Raw genomic sequence first — 16,184 nt, 5'->3', positions numbered from 1 at the left:
TATGATTCCTTTAGAAATTAAATATAAAAAGGCGAGTATTTTCAAATCGCCTTTTGGGTAATGCAGTGTAATTTTATTCAGTTATTTTAAAAATAGTTTCATTCGATTTGGAAAATCCATACAGTTTCCTTGCGAATTTTAAAATTTCTTCTTCACTATCTGTTAAAGCTTTAACATCATTCTTAAGGGAATGACCATCCTTCTTTAAAGAAGATAATTTTTGTTGCTCCGTATTAAGCGTGATTTGTTTTTCTTTAATCATTTCTTGTTGGTTATTAAGAGAATATTGAAGGACAAAAATGATAGGTAATATTAAAGCCAAAATAGTTATAATACGGCGTCTTGTTTTTTTATTATTACCTTGTTGGGTGTTAGGGTTCACTTGCTGTGAGGGTATATTAGGATTTGATTGTTGTGATGATACATTTGGGATGTTTCCCATTAAAATGCCTCCATTACTGATTGTAGAATTTAAACCATTTAAAAGTATTATAAATGTTCAATAGGGATTTTAGAAGATATTTTAATATAGGTGAGTTTTGTAAAGTTTAAACAAAATTTTTATTTAAATAAAAGAAACCCCGATTGTCTATGGGGCTCTTGAAGATAATGGTTAAGTAATGAAGTACTCCACTAATTAAAGATATCATGAATTTTTTGGTGAAAATACTGGTGAATTCATCCGAATTAATGAGAGCCTCATTTGAAACAAAAATGCTATTTTAATAGGGAGGGGAATAATGATGATTCCATGGGACAAGCGAGTATACATTGTATCAAGGTGATTATTTTATTAAAGAGGGGACAATTTTAGAGGTTAGTGAAAAGGCGAATAAATCATTATATTGGCTTCGGTGCATGTTAGCTCCAAGCTATGAAAAAGTGTGTGGTAATAGTACAAAGCGACTTTGGTTGATTCGGATAGATGATGACGAAGAATGATGTGAAAATTTCATTTCGTAGAGAAATAAGGTGATTAAGGGTGGGCATAGAATATGCCCTATTTGTATTAAAAAAGAGCAGAATTTCGCCTATATATAAAGATGTTGGAATTGTTCTAAAGGGGGGAATATCTGAAATATAAATAATTGAGGGGAGTGAATTAATAATGGAAACTAGTACTTTTTTAGGATTGTTTTGGGGATGGGTAACGGTTATCGTATCGGGAATACTTTTCGTACGTCCATCGGTACTACGTGAATTGAAAAAATTAGTGGTTGAAGACAGAGGATTTGGTATTATGTATGGTTTTCTATCGATTTTCCTAGGGTTAGGTAGTGTAATCCTACATAATGTATGGGTATTCAACTGGCAGGGGTTCCTAACTTTTATTGCATGGCTTGCATTATTAAAGGGAATCTACATAATTGCATATCCTGAACCTTCCAAGAAAACAGACTTTGAAGTAAGGGTACTATCTACACGTATAGTGCTCGCTATCATTGGCGCCTTGGCTTTATGGATGCTTATAGTAATCTATATAAAATAATCTTTTTCTAATAAGGAAGTTAATAAAATATGAGGAAATTCCATAATAATACTAATTTTAGAATGTTCCATTGCGAAATGGTCAGAAATTCTTGCTTACAAATCGTGCATTCCCTAATTTATATGCTCAAAAATTTATAGGAGCATTAGAATTTGCGAGTGTTCGGGATTTTGGTGTATGTGGTCTTTTAGTTAGACAAAATGGTGCGTACATTTTTAAAACTCATAGACGGCTGGTTGAATCTTGGCGAAGAGCAATAGATTAAATACGATTCTTTGATGTGAAGTTCGATAAAAAAGTACAGTAGATTCATCTATTGGAGGAAAACGTGGTGTTTCTAAAAGGAATAATTTACGTTTCTATGATTCACCAACTTGGCAGGATAAAGACGTTGCTGGTTCTGTTAATGTATGATTAGAGTTTATTATTGATGCAAAAGCAAGTGTTAAAGGAACATTACAATACAAGATGCACAATAGCAAAGGAAAAACATACTGCTGGTAAATAAGCTTATATGTATGTGAAGTAATTAAAGAGTCGATTTATAAGAGTCAGCTTATTTTTCAATACTCCACTCAACTAGTAATTATAGATGTCAGTTTAAATCTCTACGTGTTAATATATAAAAAGCTGACTATATTTAGTCAGCTTTTTATATATTCTTTCCTTTAAGTTGACATTTAAAATATTACCAATGTTTTCTTTTACAATGACAACAAATAAAGAAACATTTACAGCGACACTTATTTCGTTTAGAACTCCAATCATCATTGCAATGCTGTTCTTTAGATTTCCACCAATCATCATCACAATGGTGTTTTTCTTTAGATTTCCACCAATCATCATCACAATGGTGTTTTTCTTTAGATTTCCACCAATCATCATCACAATGGTGTTTTTCTTTAGATTTCCACCAATCATCATCACAATGGTGCTGTTCTTTAGATTTCCACCAGTCATCACAACAATGCTTTTTCTTAGAACTCCAGCAATCATTTTTCCAGGACATTCTTTTATACCTCCCTTCAATAGGATTACTATTATTCTATGTTTTAGTAAAAAAATGGCTTGTTTATTCACCTATTATTTTCCCTTTAAATGATAGAGTGCTTTCTACTAGATATAGAATCCATACAAACTATGCTAAATTTTACAAAATAGTGGAGAGAACTACTGGTTATGAGATTGATTAATAAACACTTGGTGAAGAAAACGTTCTGATTATAAATAATATCTTATTTTGGAGTATGTTTTTCTGAATGTATACTTCAAAACAGCAAAGGAAAAATATACTATATTACTGCAAACAAAGTCTATGTATATGTGAAGTAATAGGAATAGCTGGAGATTCTTTAAAAAGTCAGCTTATTAATAAAAAATTTTTTTGAGAAAGGGTCTGTCTAAATTTTAAATTCAGCAGAATTAAATCCAAGTCCAATCATTAAACAGGCCTTTAATTGTTAGAGGTCCGTTTTGTTATTAATAAAGAAAAGAATGTTATTGTCGTTGAAAGCACGTTTATACTAATAATGCTACATATTTGGAGTATTTGAATTGAGTATTCATACAGTAGTATATTCGTTTTTAATATATATAAAAAGGTTTAGTACAAGTGTTTGTTTTTTTGTTTCTATGCTTTTGTCTCGTACACTTTTAAGCTATTGGACATACTTTACTAATAGAAAGGATTAGGGGGTGAGGATTTGGGTTCTCGATTTAATAATTGTAGAAAAAAATGTACGTGTAAACATGATGATTGTTGGGATGTTTTTGAAGAGTGTAAAAAAGAACAGCATGAGAAATGTGACAGCTCTTGTGTACAAGGAATTAGAGACGAACTTAAAAAATTAATTAATAAAACAGTGCGAATTAACACTGAAGGACGTACTTATATAGGTACTGTTTCTTCTGTAACTTGCGATGTTGTTAAGCTGGCTGCTATTCCTGGTTCAGTTGCAGCAATTATATCTCTTTGTAAAATTGAAGCGATTTTACCACCTGCTACAACTGTTGCTGATGAGTTTGATTTTAACGGTGTTGACGTAGCAAATAAAGAGTAATTATGCTTTATTGATTGCAAAGCCATTCTTATGAATGGCTTTTTATTTTGTTTAAAAGGGAATATATTTTTCATATAGAAATAAATTTGAAGGTGTATAAAAGGTTGTGTGAAAGGAGAATGAGAGTGATCAAGCTGAAACAATTTACAAGAACTGATTTCAAACAATTAATAAATTGGATTGATTGCGAAGAATTTTTAATACAGTGGTCAGGAAATGTATTTACATACCCTTTACATGAACAACAATTAGAAAAATATATTGAAAGCAAAAATACGCTTGCATTTAAAGTAATAGATGAAGAGACTAGAAAAGTAATTGGTCATATTTCACTTGGGCAAATTGACAATATAAATAAATCTGCAAGAATTGGAAAAGTGTTAGTTGGTGATACGAAAATACGAGGGCGTTCTATAGGGAAACATATGATGAAAGCAGTATTACAAATTGCATTTGAAGAATTAAAACTACATAGAGTAACTCTAGGTGTTTATGATTTTAATACGTCGGCCATCTCATGTTATGAAAAAGTAGGATTTGTAAAAGAAGGTTTATTAAGAGAATCCAAAAAAGTAGGAGAAACATATTGGAATTTATGGGAAATGAGTATGTTAGAATATGAATGGAGTGATAAAAAATAATAGTTTTTTATAATTATGTTATGTCAATTAAAAGGGGTATGGTGGGAAGTTATGAATAAAAATACTAAAGTAATTTCAGTTGCAGCTGTTTCAGGAGGAGGTAAAACTACTGTTACAGAAAGTTTAACTCACAAGTTAATGAATTCAAAAGCACTATATTTTGATAGTTATAACTTTGATAATTGTCCTGCTGATATTTGTAAATGGATTGATGATGGAGCAAATTATGATGAATGGGTACTCACACCATTAATTAAGGATATTCAGCATCTGTTACAAAATAGTTATCTAGATTATATTATTGTAGATTATCCTTTTGCATACCTAAATAGTGAAATGCGACAATTCATTGATGTAACCATATTTATCGACACACCTTTAGATATTGCGATGGCTAGAAGAATTTTGCGAGATTTTAAGGAAGATACAATGAGTGAAATACAAAATGATTTAAAGCACTATATAACATATGCTAGAAAAGCTTATTTAGAGGCACTTCATACCGTAAAGCCAAATTCAGATATTGTTTTGGATGGATCTTTATCTGTCGATGAAATAATTAATCAAATTTTAGAGTCACTTAATCGGAGAGAAGTAATCGTCAATGGTTAAATGTATAGAGGAATATGTACAAGTTGATGATTTTAAAATGTATTCAAAAGTATTCCAAGGAAAGCAGTTGCAACCTGTTATTATAATGGAAGCAGGTTATGGCGATTATTCAAACACATGGGATCATATTGCTGAAGAGTTGACGGAATATGGGACGGTACTTTCATATGATCGAGCGGGATTAGGGAAAAGTGGGAAGAGTTCCAAGAGACGTATTAGTTCTGAAATGGTAAAAGATTTAAGAAGTTGCTTAGAGCAATTACAATTGAAACCACCTTATATTTTTGTAGGACATTCTTTTGGTGGTATAAATGCACGTTTATTTGCGACTTTTTATCCCGAAGATATGTTGGGAATCGTTTTGGCGGATTCGACACCAGAAAATTATAAAGAAGATTTTCTGCCAATCATGTCTAATGAATTTCAAGAAGCTTACTATAAACAGTTTGTATATGAAAGTTCATATGAAGAGTTTACATTTAGTTTAAGTGAAGTAGATAGATGTTGTAAATCAATGAATGATATTCCACTTGTCGTGTTAGCTGCGGGTAAAAAAGCTTTTTATTCGCCAGATGAACAAATGAAATGGTTGCAATTGCAAGAAGAATTATTACGATTATCAAGCAATAATAAATTTGTAATTGCAACACAAAGCGGTCACTATATTCAAAAAGATGAGCCGTATTATGTAATAGATGCGGTTAAGTGGATTATTGGGTAGGGGAGAGATAAATATGTACACTTTATTTCAATACAATTGGCAAGTAAGAGATGATTGGTTTAAGTGGTGTGAACAACTTTCAGAGGAAGAATTGCTCCGCAAGCGTGTAGGTGGTGTAGGAAGTATTTTAGAAACATTATTCCATATTGTCGATGTTGAATACAGCTGGATTAGTGCGCTTCAAGGAAAAGAAGATAATGAACCGCAGTTTAAAGATTATCAATCAATCCAAAAAGTGAAAGCGTTATCTGATTTATATAAACGAGAATTAGAAGATTTTTTACAGTTGTGGTCATCTAGCCTAGAATGTAAGATATTAAAAGCTTCGTGGACAGATAAAACATATACATACGGTGAAGTGTTAAGGCATGTAATTGTACATGAAATTCATCACATTGGTCAGCTATCTATATGGGCGAGAGAGCTAAATCTTCAGCCTGTTTCAGCTAATTTAATTGGAAGAGGACTATAGATTTAGAAACCGGCTTGCACTGTAAATACAAGCCGGTTTTTATATATAAGAAGATTTCCTAGTTGAAATCCTCGGATTTTTTCTGACGTATATGTAAAAACATTAAAAAGGTAATAATGAAGAAAATCAACAATGTTTGTATGATTAAATTTTTAAACTGAAGCAAAACTGTCCAAGATGTAACAGCATCTTTAAAAGCTTGGAGTGCAGAGTACGAGGAAGGATCAAAACCGTACTGTAGTAACTTTTTTGTTTCAATAAAAGTACTGTTTTCTTCATTGGAGTCTAATATTACGGAAATAAGTCTAGTATCTCCTCGTTTTGCTGTACTGACAAAACTATAATTACCATTAGTTGAAAAACTAGTTTGTAAGCCGTCAACACCTTGGAGTTTAATGTTTTTATTAAGAGAATAAATCATTTTATTTGTGTTGAAAACTTTTGAATCTTTGAAGGTAAATTGGTAAGAGGTTAGTTTCGTAACATTCAATACATCTGGAAAGTCTTTTACTAATTGTGTCGCTAGTTTAGCTACGTCTATAGCTGTTGTAGTTGATTGTTTATTTGTATCGTTATTCATTCCAGTAGCATTTAGAAACGGGGATGGTTGTGATAACTTTAGTTGTTTTGCTTTCTCATTCATTAAAAGTGTAAAGTTATCTTCGTTTCCAGCAATGTGTTCTGCAAGGGCAAGTGCGGAACGATTATTCCCTGTCAAAAACAATGCATGAAGTAAATCACGAACTGTCGTTTTATCTTTCGAAGTTACTTGTATAGGACTCGTTTCTGCTCGGAAAACTTCGTTACTTATTTTTACTAATTCATCTAACTGTATTTTTCCTTCATTCAGTTGTTCCATGGTGATATACTCTGTCATTAATTTAGATAAAGTAGCTGATTGTATAGGAGTTTCTTCATTTTTTTTATAAACAACTTCACCTGAATTAGCATCTATTAAAATAGCTGATTTAGCTTGAATAATTGGACCATTTACATAGAGGTAAAAATATAAAACGATAAGTGCTGTAATAACAAAAGATAAGAATAAAATTGTGAACTTTTTCAAGAATTGCATAAGCGATCCTCCTACTATGACATCAATAATACTATTGTAAAAAGGAATGCTTAATTAGGAAGAAAGAAAAGGTAAAGAATTTCTAAAGAATTATAAAGGATTATTAAATTTTGGATTTTAATGGAAAATAAAAGGTCCAATTTCTTATATGGTAAGAAATTGGACCTAAAATTAAGTTGTATTAACATTTATATGGTTGTAGTTTTACAGTGAAAGTTGTTTTTTTATCATCACTATATACTTCAATTGTTCCTTTATGCAATTCCACAATACTTTTTGCAATTGCCAATCCGAGTCCAGATCCACCAGTGTTCGTAGAGCGAGATTTTTCAACGCGATAAAAACGTTCAAAAATATGAGGTAAATCCGTACTAGGAATAGGTTGGCCGTAATTTGTTATATCTATATTAATCATATTATTGCTTTCATAGGCAGCAAGGTCGATATATCCACCATCGTTTCCATAAGCGATAGCATTTATAATAAGATTTTCAAACACTCGTACTAATTTGTCTCCATCAGCTAATACCATGAGTTTTTGAGATGGGAAAGAAGGTCGACATTCTATATTAGCTTCTTGAACTTGTATGCGGAATTGAACAGTTAATTGCCCCAGTAGCTCTACAATATCAATGGGAACAGAATATAAACTTAACTCTTTATTTTGAACACGTGTATATTCAAACAAATCATTCATTAATGCGTTAAGACGGGTTACTTTATCGTAAATGACTTGTATATAATGGCGTAATTCCACTTCATCTCTATAATTATCATGGTGGATTAAATTTACGTATCCAACTATAGAGGTAAGAGGAGTACGTAAATCATGCGATACATTTGTAATAAGTTCACTTTTTGCTTGTTCCGCCTGTCTTTCTTCATCAATCGAAACTTTCAATTGTTCAACAATGTGATTAACCCCGCTTGCTAACTCTTCCAGATAATTATGGTTTACGATAGAGACTTTATGATTGAAGTTTCCATTTGCAATATAACGAATCTCTTCTATCATTTTTTTAATACAAGTTTCATAATAAATCTTTCTTTCATGACGATAAAAAATGTATAGGTAGGATGAGAAAATAGAAAATAAAAACAAATAAGATACAATCATCATCCATAGAGATTCCTTTATTCCTTTATATTTTTCATATCCAAAAATTCGAATGAATTCTTTTCCAAGCTCGCTTAACGTAAGTGAACTTTCAATTACACTTGTAACGAGGCGATATATAATTAATTCAGTAATAGGAGTAAGTGTGATAGCTAACATGAACCAAAAAATTAACTTCCATTTTGGGATATCTTTTAATATATCAAATGCTTCATTTCTCAATTTTATAGCCTACTCCCCAAACAGTATGAATAAACTTCTCTCCATTCATTCCTGTTTCAAGTTTATCTCGTAAATTACTAATGTGAACCATTACAGTTTTATTTGAACCATAACCATCTTCATTCCAAACGCGTTCAAAAATTTCTTCGGAACTAAATACTCTTCCGGTATTACTCGCAAGTAAATATAAAATATCAAATTCAATAGATGTAAGTTTAATATATTCTCCATTTACTTTAACAGTATGATTATGTTTGTGTATTTCAGCAGAACGAATACGAATAATACCATCTTCATTTTTGGAGGAAGTGGCATTTTGGAAAGATGATCTTCGTAACAAAGCTTTCACTCTAGCTACTAATTCTAATGGATTGAATGGCTTAATCATATAATCATCTGCACCTGTCATAAGACCTAATATTTTATCCATATCTTCTGCTTTTGCACTCAGCATAAGAATAGGTACAGTATTATTCTCACGAACTTCCTGGCAAACTTCTAATCCATTTCGCTTTGGCATCATAATATCCAAAATCATAAGATCAACTTCATATGTAGAAATCATTTGCAATGCCTCATCTCCATCATATGCTTTATAAATGTTATAGCCTTCATTTCGCAAATAAACAGCAAGTAACTCAACAATATCTTTATCATCATCAATAATTAATATGTTTTTATTCATTATGTAGTTCCTTTCCTAACAAATCATTAACATTACTATAATATCAAACATTTATGTATTTTGTAGCAATGATTCGCCATAAAATTTCATGTAACGTATAAAAAAGGGATTAAAACATTCATAACGAATACAAATAAAAAGGATATTTAAATACAGCGTTATATTGAATATTAGGAAGAAAGGTGACTTGAGATGTTATATATGGATATATATTCATTTACTCCAACTGGAAAAATTGAAAATGATATAAAATCGTTTCTATTAAAATACAATAAAGAACTTACTTATAAACATTCAATTCGGGTGGCAAAAGAAGCCCGTAAAATTGCGAGTACGTATCATGTAAATGAAGAAAAGTCAGCGATTGCAGGATATTTACATGATATTAGTGCAATCTTTCCAAATGAAGATCGGGTTGCAGTTGCTGAACAATTTGGAATAGAGATATTACAAGAAGAACGAGAATTTCCAATGATTATTCATCAAAAGTTATCGAGAGTAATTGCAAAAGAAATATTTAAAGTGGATGATGAAGAAATCTTAAATGTTATTTGCTGCCATACTACACTACGTAAACATGCAACGAAAATGGATTTAGTGTTATTTGTTGCTGATAAAATAGAATGGGATCAAAATGGAGACCACCATATTTAGTAGAAGTAAAAAAAGAATTAGAAAAATCTTTAGAACATGCTGCTTTTGCATATATTTCATATTTGTGGGATAGAAAAGACACGTTGAAAGTTATACATCCATGGCTAGAAGAAGCATATTGGCAGTTAAAAGAAATTGTAGAGTAGAAAGGAATTAAGAATGCAATTAAAAGAATATATGAATGAAACATTCCCTGGGGTTACATTAGTACCACATATATACTTTCAGTGGAAAAATCATCTGCATTTTAACTTTGGGAAAGGGAAATATCAAAATGTAGAAGGAACCGACGATGTAAATATGGAATACTTCTCTCAAATTTATACATATAATAAATACTTATTTGAAGATATATTTTCAAAAGAAGATGAAGTGTTTTTAGTAACAAATGTTTATCGATTTAAAAAGGAAAATATGAAAAATTCACAGAAAATAAATGTATATAATAAATTTATTAAAAAGAGGGATTTAAAGTTCCAAATAAAACAAAAAACAGTACCTTTTCTATTTGAAGATGAAGAAGCTGATTTATATTGTACATATCAATTTTCATTAAAATGTTTTGCTAGCGATATAAAGTATAAACCACTTATTCAAGCTGCGAATCATGAAGATTTTCCAGGTCTTAATCCTCGTTTTGGACGTAAGGAAGAGATTTCTTATCCAGATGTATTTCTCATAAATGTAACGAAAGATATTATCATGTTTATTTACGATGATAGAGGATGTGAAGTAATTGCGAAGAATAAAGAAACAATACGAAATTTATATGAGAAATATAAAGAGTGGATTCCAGATTATGAACGAGAAAGTATAGATAAAGTATTTACATGATAACAATAGGGGAAGTGAAGCGTGTAATGAAACGTATTGCAATCGTATCCGCATGGGAACCAGAACTTACGTATTTGCATCAATATTATCCAAGTGAACGTATTGAAAAACGAGCAGCTTGGGAATTTCATTTTCACTATATTAATAATATGGAAGTTATCTCCGTAATAACTGGAGTTGGGAAAGTAAGTTGTGCTAGTTGTGTGCAATTATTAATTAGTGAGTTTCAGCCAGATGAGTTGTTTATGACAGGAATATGCGGAAGTCTATCAAATAAGGTGAAAAATGGACATATTGTAGTAGCCCTTAATGCAATACAACACGACGTTACTGCTGCTGGTTCAGGGGAAGATATTTTTAATTTATATAATGGTAGGACAGCACCTATTGAAACAACAAAGTCACTTGTAAGAAGAATAAAAAAGATACGATCTTATGATCCGATTCATTATGGTACATTTTTATCTGGAGATCAACGTATTCGTAATTCGGAAATGAGATATTTACTCCATACTGTATATGGAGCATTAGCGGTTGATCAAGAAGTGGCAGCTTTTGCTTATGTGTGTCAAATCAATAACAAACCTTTTCTCAGTTTAAAAGCTGCATCAGATCAAGCAAATGATAAAACGAAAGAGGAACAAAAAATCTTTAAAATGTTAGCGTGTGAACGAGCGTGCGAGCATTTAATTGCTTTTTTACGTGTACATGAGATTAATGTAGTAAAGAATAGATAGTAAGAGGGGTTAATATTGGAAAGTACAAATAAAATAGCTATTCTAGGTGCAAACGGAAAAGCCGGGAAATTCCTTGTAAACGAAGCGTTAGAAAAGGGATATCAAGTAAAAATATTAACAAGAAATTCTAATAATATCAAAATAACAAATGGAAATTTAGAGATTATTAATGGAGATGCACGTGATTTTGCTTCAATACGGGAATTACTTAAAGGTTGTCGAGCTGTAATTAATGCGGTAGGTCAACCGAAAAATGAATCTTATATTTTTAGCGCAGTAACGAATCATATTCTAGAAGCAATGAAGGAGTTTGAAATAAAAAGATATATTGTAATTTCCGGAGGTTCTTTAAATGTTACAGGAGATCAAAAGGGAATTGTAAATAAAATAGGGGCTACCTTATTTAAAGTTTTTTTATCAAAAATGATGCAAGATAAATATAAAGAATTACAAATTATCCAAAGTAGTGAAGTAGATTGGACAATTGTTAGATTACCATTTGTTATGAAAGGGGAGGGCATTGGAAATATAAAAGAGAGTTTAGTAGATATGCCAGGAATCAAAATACAAAATGGGGATATTGCACCGTTTGTTATAAAACAAATTAACAGTGAGAGATATGTAGGAAAGTGTCCGTTCATTTCAAATTAAGTGGCAGAGTTAATAATTAAAGAATAATGGGTAGAGTGGAACTAGTACATTTCATGTATTTGGACGTTAAGTTTAACACGAGTAAGTGGAGGATAATTTTATATGATTCAATACAAAAGATGCAGTGAAGTAAGTATAGATTTAGTATATGAAGCATTTAAAGATGGATTTTCAGATTACATTATTAAAATGGAAGTTTCAAAAGAAGATTTTATAAAAAGATTTTTTGGACCAGAAGGGAATTCACTAAAACATTCCTTTCTTGCTTTAGACGATGCCAAATCTGTTGGTGTAATACTTGGCGGGATAAAGGATTATGAAAACATAAAAACAATGCGCTGTGGAACATTAGCAGTGCATCCTAATTACCGTGGTATTGGTGTGAGTCCACAGTTATTTGAACTGCATAAAGAAGAGGCGCTTCAAAATGAGTGTAAGCAACTTTTTCTTGAAGTCATTGTAGGCAATGACCGAGCGATTCATTTTTATACGAAATTAGGCTATGAAAAAGTGTACGATCTATCTTATTATAATTTAAAAGATATGACTAAAATAATTAATAAAGATTGTAAGGGAATTGAAGTAAAACAATTAGATTTTCCATCTTTTAAACTTGAAGTTCAGAAATGGTTACACTTCCATATAAATTGGCAAAATGATATGGATTATATCGAAAAAACAAATAATAAATTTTACGGCGCATATGTCGATAATGATTTAAAGAGTGCTATATGTGTGAATGAACAAGGTAAAATTAGTTTTCTTTTCGTAGACAAAGACTATAGAAATCGTGGTATTGGATCAAAATTATTACAAGTAGCAAAAGAAAGCTTACATGTATCAAGTTTATCAATTGGATTTCCAAACAACAATTTACTAGAAGGATTTTTAAAGAAAACTGGATTTGAAAAGAATTCTTTAGCACAATTTGAAATGTATGTTTTGCTATAAAAAGCGGAAGGGATTATTCTTTCGCTTTTTATTTTTGTACTATATTGATATTTTACTTTGTATAATATTCTTTTTTTATGTAGAATAGATAGGATGGGAGGGGATGAAATGAATAATGGATTAAAGTTTAAGATTTTTGAATTGCATTGTTTCGTTCAAAAAACTTATTCTGATATTAAAATAGCATGTGATATTGCTATTTATCAAGAAAACACTTCTAAATATTTAATTTCATTAGGATTTTTAAATAAATCATATATGACATATATAGAATCAAAAAGATTTTATCGTGAAAATGAAGAACTTGTAAGTGTAGAATTTGATAATTTCTTTGATACATATGATAAATTAGAAGAGGAATTAAAAAAAGTTATTTCAACTGAAGACAAGAATCCATCATTGCTACATAGCAGATTTGATCAATTTCAGCAAAAAGTTGAAAATATAAATGACCTAATAAAAGTATTGCAAAACGCTCGTTAAAGAATACTTTTTCTTTTTCATATAGAAAGTATGCATTAAAAACATATTAGGGATATGACATATTGAAGAGGTGACTTTTGTTGATGACAGAAGTCATCTTTTTATAATACAGTTTTGCGTAATGTGATGTACTTTTTATTTTTGATAGGAATACATTTAAGCAGTTTCATATTTTAAGAAATTATACGAGGAAAATAACATGAATAATAAAAAAGAAATAGCTATAGTTGCTTTAACAACAGGATTGGCCTTAACAACTGTGACACCATATGGAGTAGGTTATGCAGAGGAAAAGAGTCAAATGCAAGTCGAAATTCAAGGGGATTCGTTCCGTTCAGGTGAACTTACACAACCATGACAAAAGATGCCTGAGAACGTAGTGAAAGATGCGCTTAAGGAAAAGACGGAGCATGCTTTGTCACCAAAACAAGTTAGTGGAGACGAAGGGGTAGACTACGAAGTTATTCAAAAACGTGGTTCTTATGATGGGACTACACTTGTGCGTATGCAACAAATATATGAAGGTAAAGAAGTATACGGACACCAATTGACTGCTCATGTAGATAAAAAGGGTATTATTAGATTTAAAGCCTACATTAACAGTGCCTGTTGGAGCGACAATTCACGTAGGAGATTCATTCGATCCATTGGAAAAAGTATTAGCTATCGATAAAGAAGACGGTGATCTTATTTCTAAAGTAAAACTTAATGGTGAAATGAATACCTCTAAAGCAGGTACTTACGTATTAACGTACACAGTAACAGATTCTGTAGGTAATGAGGTACATGCAATACAAAAAGTATTAGTGAAGGATAAAAACACTAGCAAAGCTAAAGGTATTACTAATAACGGTAATATCCCGAACAGCATTAATTCTGATAAAAAAGAATCTACATATAAAGAGCTTCCCAACACGGGTGCCAGTACAACTAACAGTGCAACAATGGGCATATGGATGGTTATTGCAGGTACAGTACTCACTTTGGCTCGCAAATTTAGAAAGATATAAAAATAATAGTAGGGATTATTTCTCACACAATAATTATTAGATGAATTTTTTACTTAATAAGATTTTAGTATTTAAGTAGTGTATTTTGCTTCTATAAAAATTTGTGCTTGGACGCTATTTTGCCTACAGACCTACATTACATATAAAACACGTTACTATTCTCATTCAAATAAAAGAATAGTAACGTGTTTTTTTGCTTTAAAAATAGCCTAAATTCAAAAGGTCATGGGTGTGGAAGTAATTCTAATCTGCCATTGATAAGTTACTAGAAACACTTTGTTTTAATGAAAGTTTAACTCTATATGACAACATGAGATTTTCGATATTTACCAGGTGTTTCGTTAGTGAATTTTTTAAAAATTTTAGTAAAATAGCTTTGATCACTAAAGTTGAGTGAAGCACATATGTCTGATAAGGGATAGGTTGTGAAAGTTAATAATTTTTTTGCTTCTTCAATTCGTTCACGTTGAATGTACTCAATTAATGAAATACCGACTTCTTTTTTGAATAATATAGATAAATAATCCGAATTTACGTTTGCAAATTTAGCAAGTTGTTTAACAGATATTTGATTGTAAATATTTTCAAAAATATAGTTTTTGCAAATAGCGATAGTCTTTGAGTGTTTCTGTACTTTTTGTGCTTTTACACGGTCTGCAAAAGTATAGAAAACATTCCTTAATAAATCCCAAACAGATTCTGCGTCTTTTAAATCCTCTGTCTTTTGGATGTATAGATCATAAATCTTGTAAGCAATCCCGGAAGGAAGTCCTCCTTTTATCGCATATCTAGTAGCAAGTGTGATGGATGAAATACAAATGTTTTTATGACGTCTTAATTGATGGAATGAAGATAAGGATGAAAGAGTCTCTTGTTGGAATTCATAATAATATTTGAGTACGCTTTCTTTATCCCCGTTTTCTATAGCTCCAAGTAGTTGGTTCTCTATATACAAATTATGACAGATGGATTTGTTTTTTTGCATTGAAATATATACATCCTCGTTTAAGATACTGCTATGACTTACATGAAATGAGTCACTGTTATTTGAAAAGGTACTTACATCTGAATTTTTTTTATAGAGAATGTTATAGAACAATATTGCTATATTTACAAAGAAATTTTGATCTTTGACTGACAATGAAAAATAATGGTCTCTTGTTCTTTTATAATTCGAAATAAAATTAAGGTTACTATCCGTTTTACTTGTAGAAAAATTTACATGTGTCAAGGGCCCAATAATAACAGTACCGTTCACCATATAATGGCTCTTTATGTGAATTAAAATGAAGTGCCCTAAATATTGGTGAGTTCTGAAGATAGGCGAATTATATGAATCATTTTTTTGAAAAAGCACATGTAACTGTTCTATTTTTGATTTATAAAACGAATGTGAATCATCTTTTGATGTAAATTCTAAAAGAATATTTTTGTTACAATCTAAAAAACAAACTGGAATTTCAAAATATCGGAAAAACATATTACAAACGTACTCTATCTCAACTAGACTGAGCTTTTTAGTCATATTATTCCTCCTTACAGTTGTGCGTATTAGTTGAATGTTTATATATTCCTTTCTTTCATATGTAGAAACGGAAAAACTTTATCTATAAAAATTATAAACTTCTAAGAATAATACCATAATTTAACATGAATAGCACATATTATTTGAATATACAGGTAATAGTTTTAGGGTGTAACGTAAAATATGAATTGTCACACTTATTCGTTGTTCATTGCTTATATGTATCAAAAATGATTAAGATTGGA

General features: G+C 30.7%; 19 protein-coding genes and 4 pseudogenes. 17 read left to right on the top strand and 6 right to left on the bottom strand.

From position 1 onward, the window contains the following. Positions 1–73 precede the first annotated feature (73 nt). Positions 74–442: a septum formation initiator family protein gene (locus QEP67_RS15135; RefSeq protein ID WP_064459768.1), complete on the bottom strand. Its 369-nt coding sequence runs from the start codon at positions 440–442 to the stop codon at positions 74–76. 329 nt (positions 443–771) lie between these two features. On the opposite strand from QEP67_RS15135, the gene QEP67_RS15130 reads away from it, so the two are divergent. The 4 genes and pseudogenes from QEP67_RS15130 to QEP67_RS15115 form a co-directional block, all read left to right on the top strand. After that, on the top strand, positions 772–942 hold the full coding sequence (locus tag QEP67_RS15130; protein WP_000284255.1) for a hypothetical protein: 171 nt from the start codon (positions 772–774) through the stop codon (positions 940–942). A 166-nt stretch (positions 943–1,108) separates the two neighbouring features. Next, positions 1,109–1,489 (top strand): hypothetical protein, encoded by a 381-nt coding sequence (locus QEP67_RS15125; protein WP_000450249.1) that lies wholly within the window; start codon positions 1,109–1,111, stop codon positions 1,487–1,489. Positions 1,490–1,528: 39 nt separating this feature from the next. Next, a pseudogene (locus QEP67_RS15120) lies at positions 1,529–1,715 on the top strand (terminase large subunit); the annotation flags it as partial. Between the two features lies 1 nt (position 1,716). Further along, positions 1,717–1,997: pseudogene (locus QEP67_RS15115) on the top strand (N-acetylmuramoyl-L-alanine amidase); the annotation flags it as partial. 107 nt (positions 1,998–2,104) lie between these two features. Here the strand turns inward: QEP67_RS15115 and QEP67_RS15110 are convergent. Further along, the gene (locus QEP67_RS15110) at positions 2,105–2,569 is read right to left on the bottom strand and encodes a hypothetical protein (protein WP_353706304.1); all 465 of its coding nucleotides are present in this window, start codon (positions 2,567–2,569) and stop codon (positions 2,105–2,107) included. Positions 2,570–3,192: 623 nt separating this feature from the next. Here QEP67_RS15110 and QEP67_RS15105 point away from each other — a divergent pair. The 5 genes from QEP67_RS15105 to QEP67_RS15085 all read left to right on the top strand — a co-directional run bounded on the left by QEP67_RS15105 (position 3,193) and on the right by QEP67_RS15085 (position 5,995). Beyond that, positions 3,193–3,549: a hypothetical protein gene (locus QEP67_RS15105; protein ID WP_000535579.1), complete on the top strand. Its 357-nt coding sequence runs from the start codon at positions 3,193–3,195 to the stop codon at positions 3,547–3,549. A gap of 119 nt (positions 3,550–3,668) precedes the next feature. Continuing rightward, on the top strand, positions 3,669–4,190 hold the full coding sequence (locus QEP67_RS15100) for a GNAT family protein (RefSeq protein ID WP_081253822.1): 522 nt from the start codon (positions 3,669–3,671) through the stop codon (positions 4,188–4,190). 51 nt (positions 4,191–4,241) lie between these two features. Next, the gene (locus tag QEP67_RS15095) at positions 4,242–4,802 is read left to right on the top strand and encodes a hypothetical protein (RefSeq protein WP_001039243.1); all 561 of its coding nucleotides are present in this window, start codon (positions 4,242–4,244) and stop codon (positions 4,800–4,802) included. Then, positions 4,795–5,523, top strand: a complete 729-nt coding sequence (locus QEP67_RS15090; protein WP_048566379.1) for an alpha/beta fold hydrolase — start codon at positions 4,795–4,797, stop codon at positions 5,521–5,523. The genes QEP67_RS15095 and QEP67_RS15090 overlap by 8 nt, the downstream gene beginning before the upstream one ends. 13 nt (positions 5,524–5,536) lie before the next feature. Then, positions 5,537–5,995 carry a DinB family protein gene (locus tag QEP67_RS15085; protein WP_048566378.1) on the top strand — a complete coding sequence of 153 codons (459 nt, stop codon included), beginning with the start codon at positions 5,537–5,539 and terminating at the stop codon, positions 5,993–5,995. Between the two features lie 58 nt (positions 5,996–6,053). Here the strand turns inward: QEP67_RS15085 and QEP67_RS15080 are convergent, their stop codons facing one another. From QEP67_RS15080 to QEP67_RS15070, 3 genes are all read right to left on the bottom strand, one after another. Next, a complete protein-coding gene (locus QEP67_RS15080; protein WP_001160065.1) occupies positions 6,054–7,070 on the bottom strand; it encodes a D-alanyl-D-alanine carboxypeptidase family protein in 1,017 nt (338 codons plus the stop codon). Between the two features lie 181 nt (positions 7,071–7,251). Next, the gene (locus QEP67_RS15075) at positions 7,252–8,409 is read right to left on the bottom strand and encodes a HAMP domain-containing sensor histidine kinase (RefSeq protein ID WP_001243286.1); all 1,158 of its coding nucleotides are present in this window, start codon (positions 8,407–8,409) and stop codon (positions 7,252–7,254) included. Then, positions 8,399–9,094, bottom strand: a complete 696-nt coding sequence (locus QEP67_RS15070; RefSeq protein WP_001038798.1) for a response regulator transcription factor — start codon at positions 9,092–9,094, stop codon at positions 8,399–8,401. Before QEP67_RS15070 ends, QEP67_RS15075 begins: the two co-directional genes overlap by 11 nt. A gap of 192 nt (positions 9,095–9,286) precedes the next feature. Between QEP67_RS15070 and yqeK the strand changes: the two are divergent. The 8 genes and pseudogenes from yqeK (at position 9,287) to QEP67_RS15030 (ending at position 14,414) form a co-directional block, all read left to right on the top strand. Further along, a pseudogene (gene yqeK / locus QEP67_RS15065) lies at positions 9,287–9,894 on the top strand (bis(5'-nucleosyl)-tetraphosphatase (symmetrical) YqeK). Between the two features lie 13 nt (positions 9,895–9,907). Further along, positions 9,908–10,582 carry a DUF3885 domain-containing protein gene (locus QEP67_RS15060; protein WP_048566375.1) on the top strand — a complete coding sequence of 225 codons (675 nt, stop codon included), beginning with the start codon at positions 9,908–9,910 and terminating at the stop codon, positions 10,580–10,582. Next, positions 10,582–11,319: a 5'-methylthioadenosine/S-adenosylhomocysteine nucleosidase gene (gene mtnN / locus QEP67_RS15055; protein ID WP_074650815.1), complete on the top strand. Its 738-nt coding sequence runs from the start codon at positions 10,582–10,584 to the stop codon at positions 11,317–11,319. Before QEP67_RS15060 ends, mtnN begins: the two co-directional genes overlap by 1 nt. Before the next feature lie 15 nt (positions 11,320–11,334). Next, on the top strand, positions 11,335–11,970 hold the full coding sequence (locus QEP67_RS15050) for an SDR family oxidoreductase (RefSeq protein ID WP_000446314.1): 636 nt from the start codon (positions 11,335–11,337) through the stop codon (positions 11,968–11,970). A 102-nt stretch (positions 11,971–12,072) separates the two neighbouring features. Beyond that, complete coding sequence (locus QEP67_RS15045; RefSeq protein ID WP_000617081.1) at positions 12,073–12,921, top strand: GNAT family N-acetyltransferase; 849 nt, start codon at positions 12,073–12,075, stop codon at positions 12,919–12,921. Positions 12,922–13,029: 108 nt separating this feature from the next. Continuing rightward, positions 13,030–13,404: a hypothetical protein gene (locus QEP67_RS15040; RefSeq protein WP_001059013.1), complete on the top strand. Its 375-nt coding sequence runs from the start codon at positions 13,030–13,032 to the stop codon at positions 13,402–13,404. A 199-nt stretch (positions 13,405–13,603) separates the two neighbouring features. Further along, positions 13,604–13,987: pseudogene (locus tag QEP67_RS15035) on the top strand (peptidase M4); the annotation flags it as partial. Positions 13,988–14,051: 64 nt separating this feature from the next. After that, on the top strand, positions 14,052–14,414 hold the full coding sequence (locus QEP67_RS15030; protein WP_064459770.1) for an immunoglobulin-like domain-containing protein: 363 nt from the start codon (positions 14,052–14,054) through the stop codon (positions 14,412–14,414). A 298-nt stretch (positions 14,415–14,712) separates the two neighbouring features. Here QEP67_RS15030 and QEP67_RS15025 read toward each other — a convergent pair whose 3' ends face one another. Continuing rightward, complete coding sequence (locus QEP67_RS15025) at positions 14,713–15,939, bottom strand: AraC family transcriptional regulator (RefSeq protein WP_000162861.1); 1,227 nt, start codon at positions 15,937–15,939, stop codon at positions 14,713–14,715. Positions 15,940–16,184 lie beyond the last annotated feature (245 nt).

Source organism: Bacillus cereus group sp. MS39, from assembly GCF_040448665.1.
Classification (GTDB): Bacteria; Bacillota; Bacilli; order Bacillales; family Bacillaceae_G; genus Bacillus_A; species Bacillus_A wiedmannii.
Note: the sequence above shows the minus strand (reverse complement) of the source record. Positions and strands in the feature narration are given on the sequence as shown.

Coding starts and splice junctions, on each gene's coding strand:
- QEP67_RS15135 (WP_064459768.1), bottom strand. CDS start 442: ATGGGAAACATCCCAAATGTATCATCACAACAATCAAATCCTAATATA.
- QEP67_RS15125 (WP_000450249.1), top strand. CDS start 1,109: ATGGAAACTAGTACTTTTTTAGGATTGTTTTGGGGATGGGTAACGGTT.
- QEP67_RS15100 (WP_081253822.1), top strand. CDS start 3,669: ATGAGAGTGATCAAGCTGAAACAATTTACAAGAACTGATTTCAAACAA.
- QEP67_RS15095 (WP_001039243.1), top strand. CDS start 4,242: ATGAATAAAAATACTAAAGTAATTTCAGTTGCAGCTGTTTCAGGAGGA.
- QEP67_RS15090 (WP_048566379.1), top strand. CDS start 4,795: ATGGTTAAATGTATAGAGGAATATGTACAAGTTGATGATTTTAAAATG.
- QEP67_RS15085 (WP_048566378.1), top strand. CDS start 5,537: ATGTACACTTTATTTCAATACAATTGGCAAGTAAGAGATGATTGGTTT.
- QEP67_RS15080 (WP_001160065.1), bottom strand. CDS start 7,070: ATGCAATTCTTGAAAAAGTTCACAATTTTATTCTTATCTTTTGTTATT.
- QEP67_RS15070 (WP_001038798.1), bottom strand. CDS start 9,094: ATGAATAAAAACATATTAATTATTGATGATGATAAAGATATTGTTGAG.
- QEP67_RS15060 (WP_048566375.1), top strand. CDS start 9,908: ATGCAATTAAAAGAATATATGAATGAAACATTCCCTGGGGTTACATTA.
- QEP67_RS15045 (WP_000617081.1), top strand. CDS start 12,073: ATGATTCAATACAAAAGATGCAGTGAAGTAAGTATAGATTTAGTATAT.
- QEP67_RS15040 (WP_001059013.1), top strand. CDS start 13,030: ATGAATAATGGATTAAAGTTTAAGATTTTTGAATTGCATTGTTTCGTT.
- QEP67_RS15025 (WP_000162861.1), bottom strand. CDS start 15,939: ATGACTAAAAAGCTCAGTCTAGTTGAGATAGAGTACGTTTGTAATATG.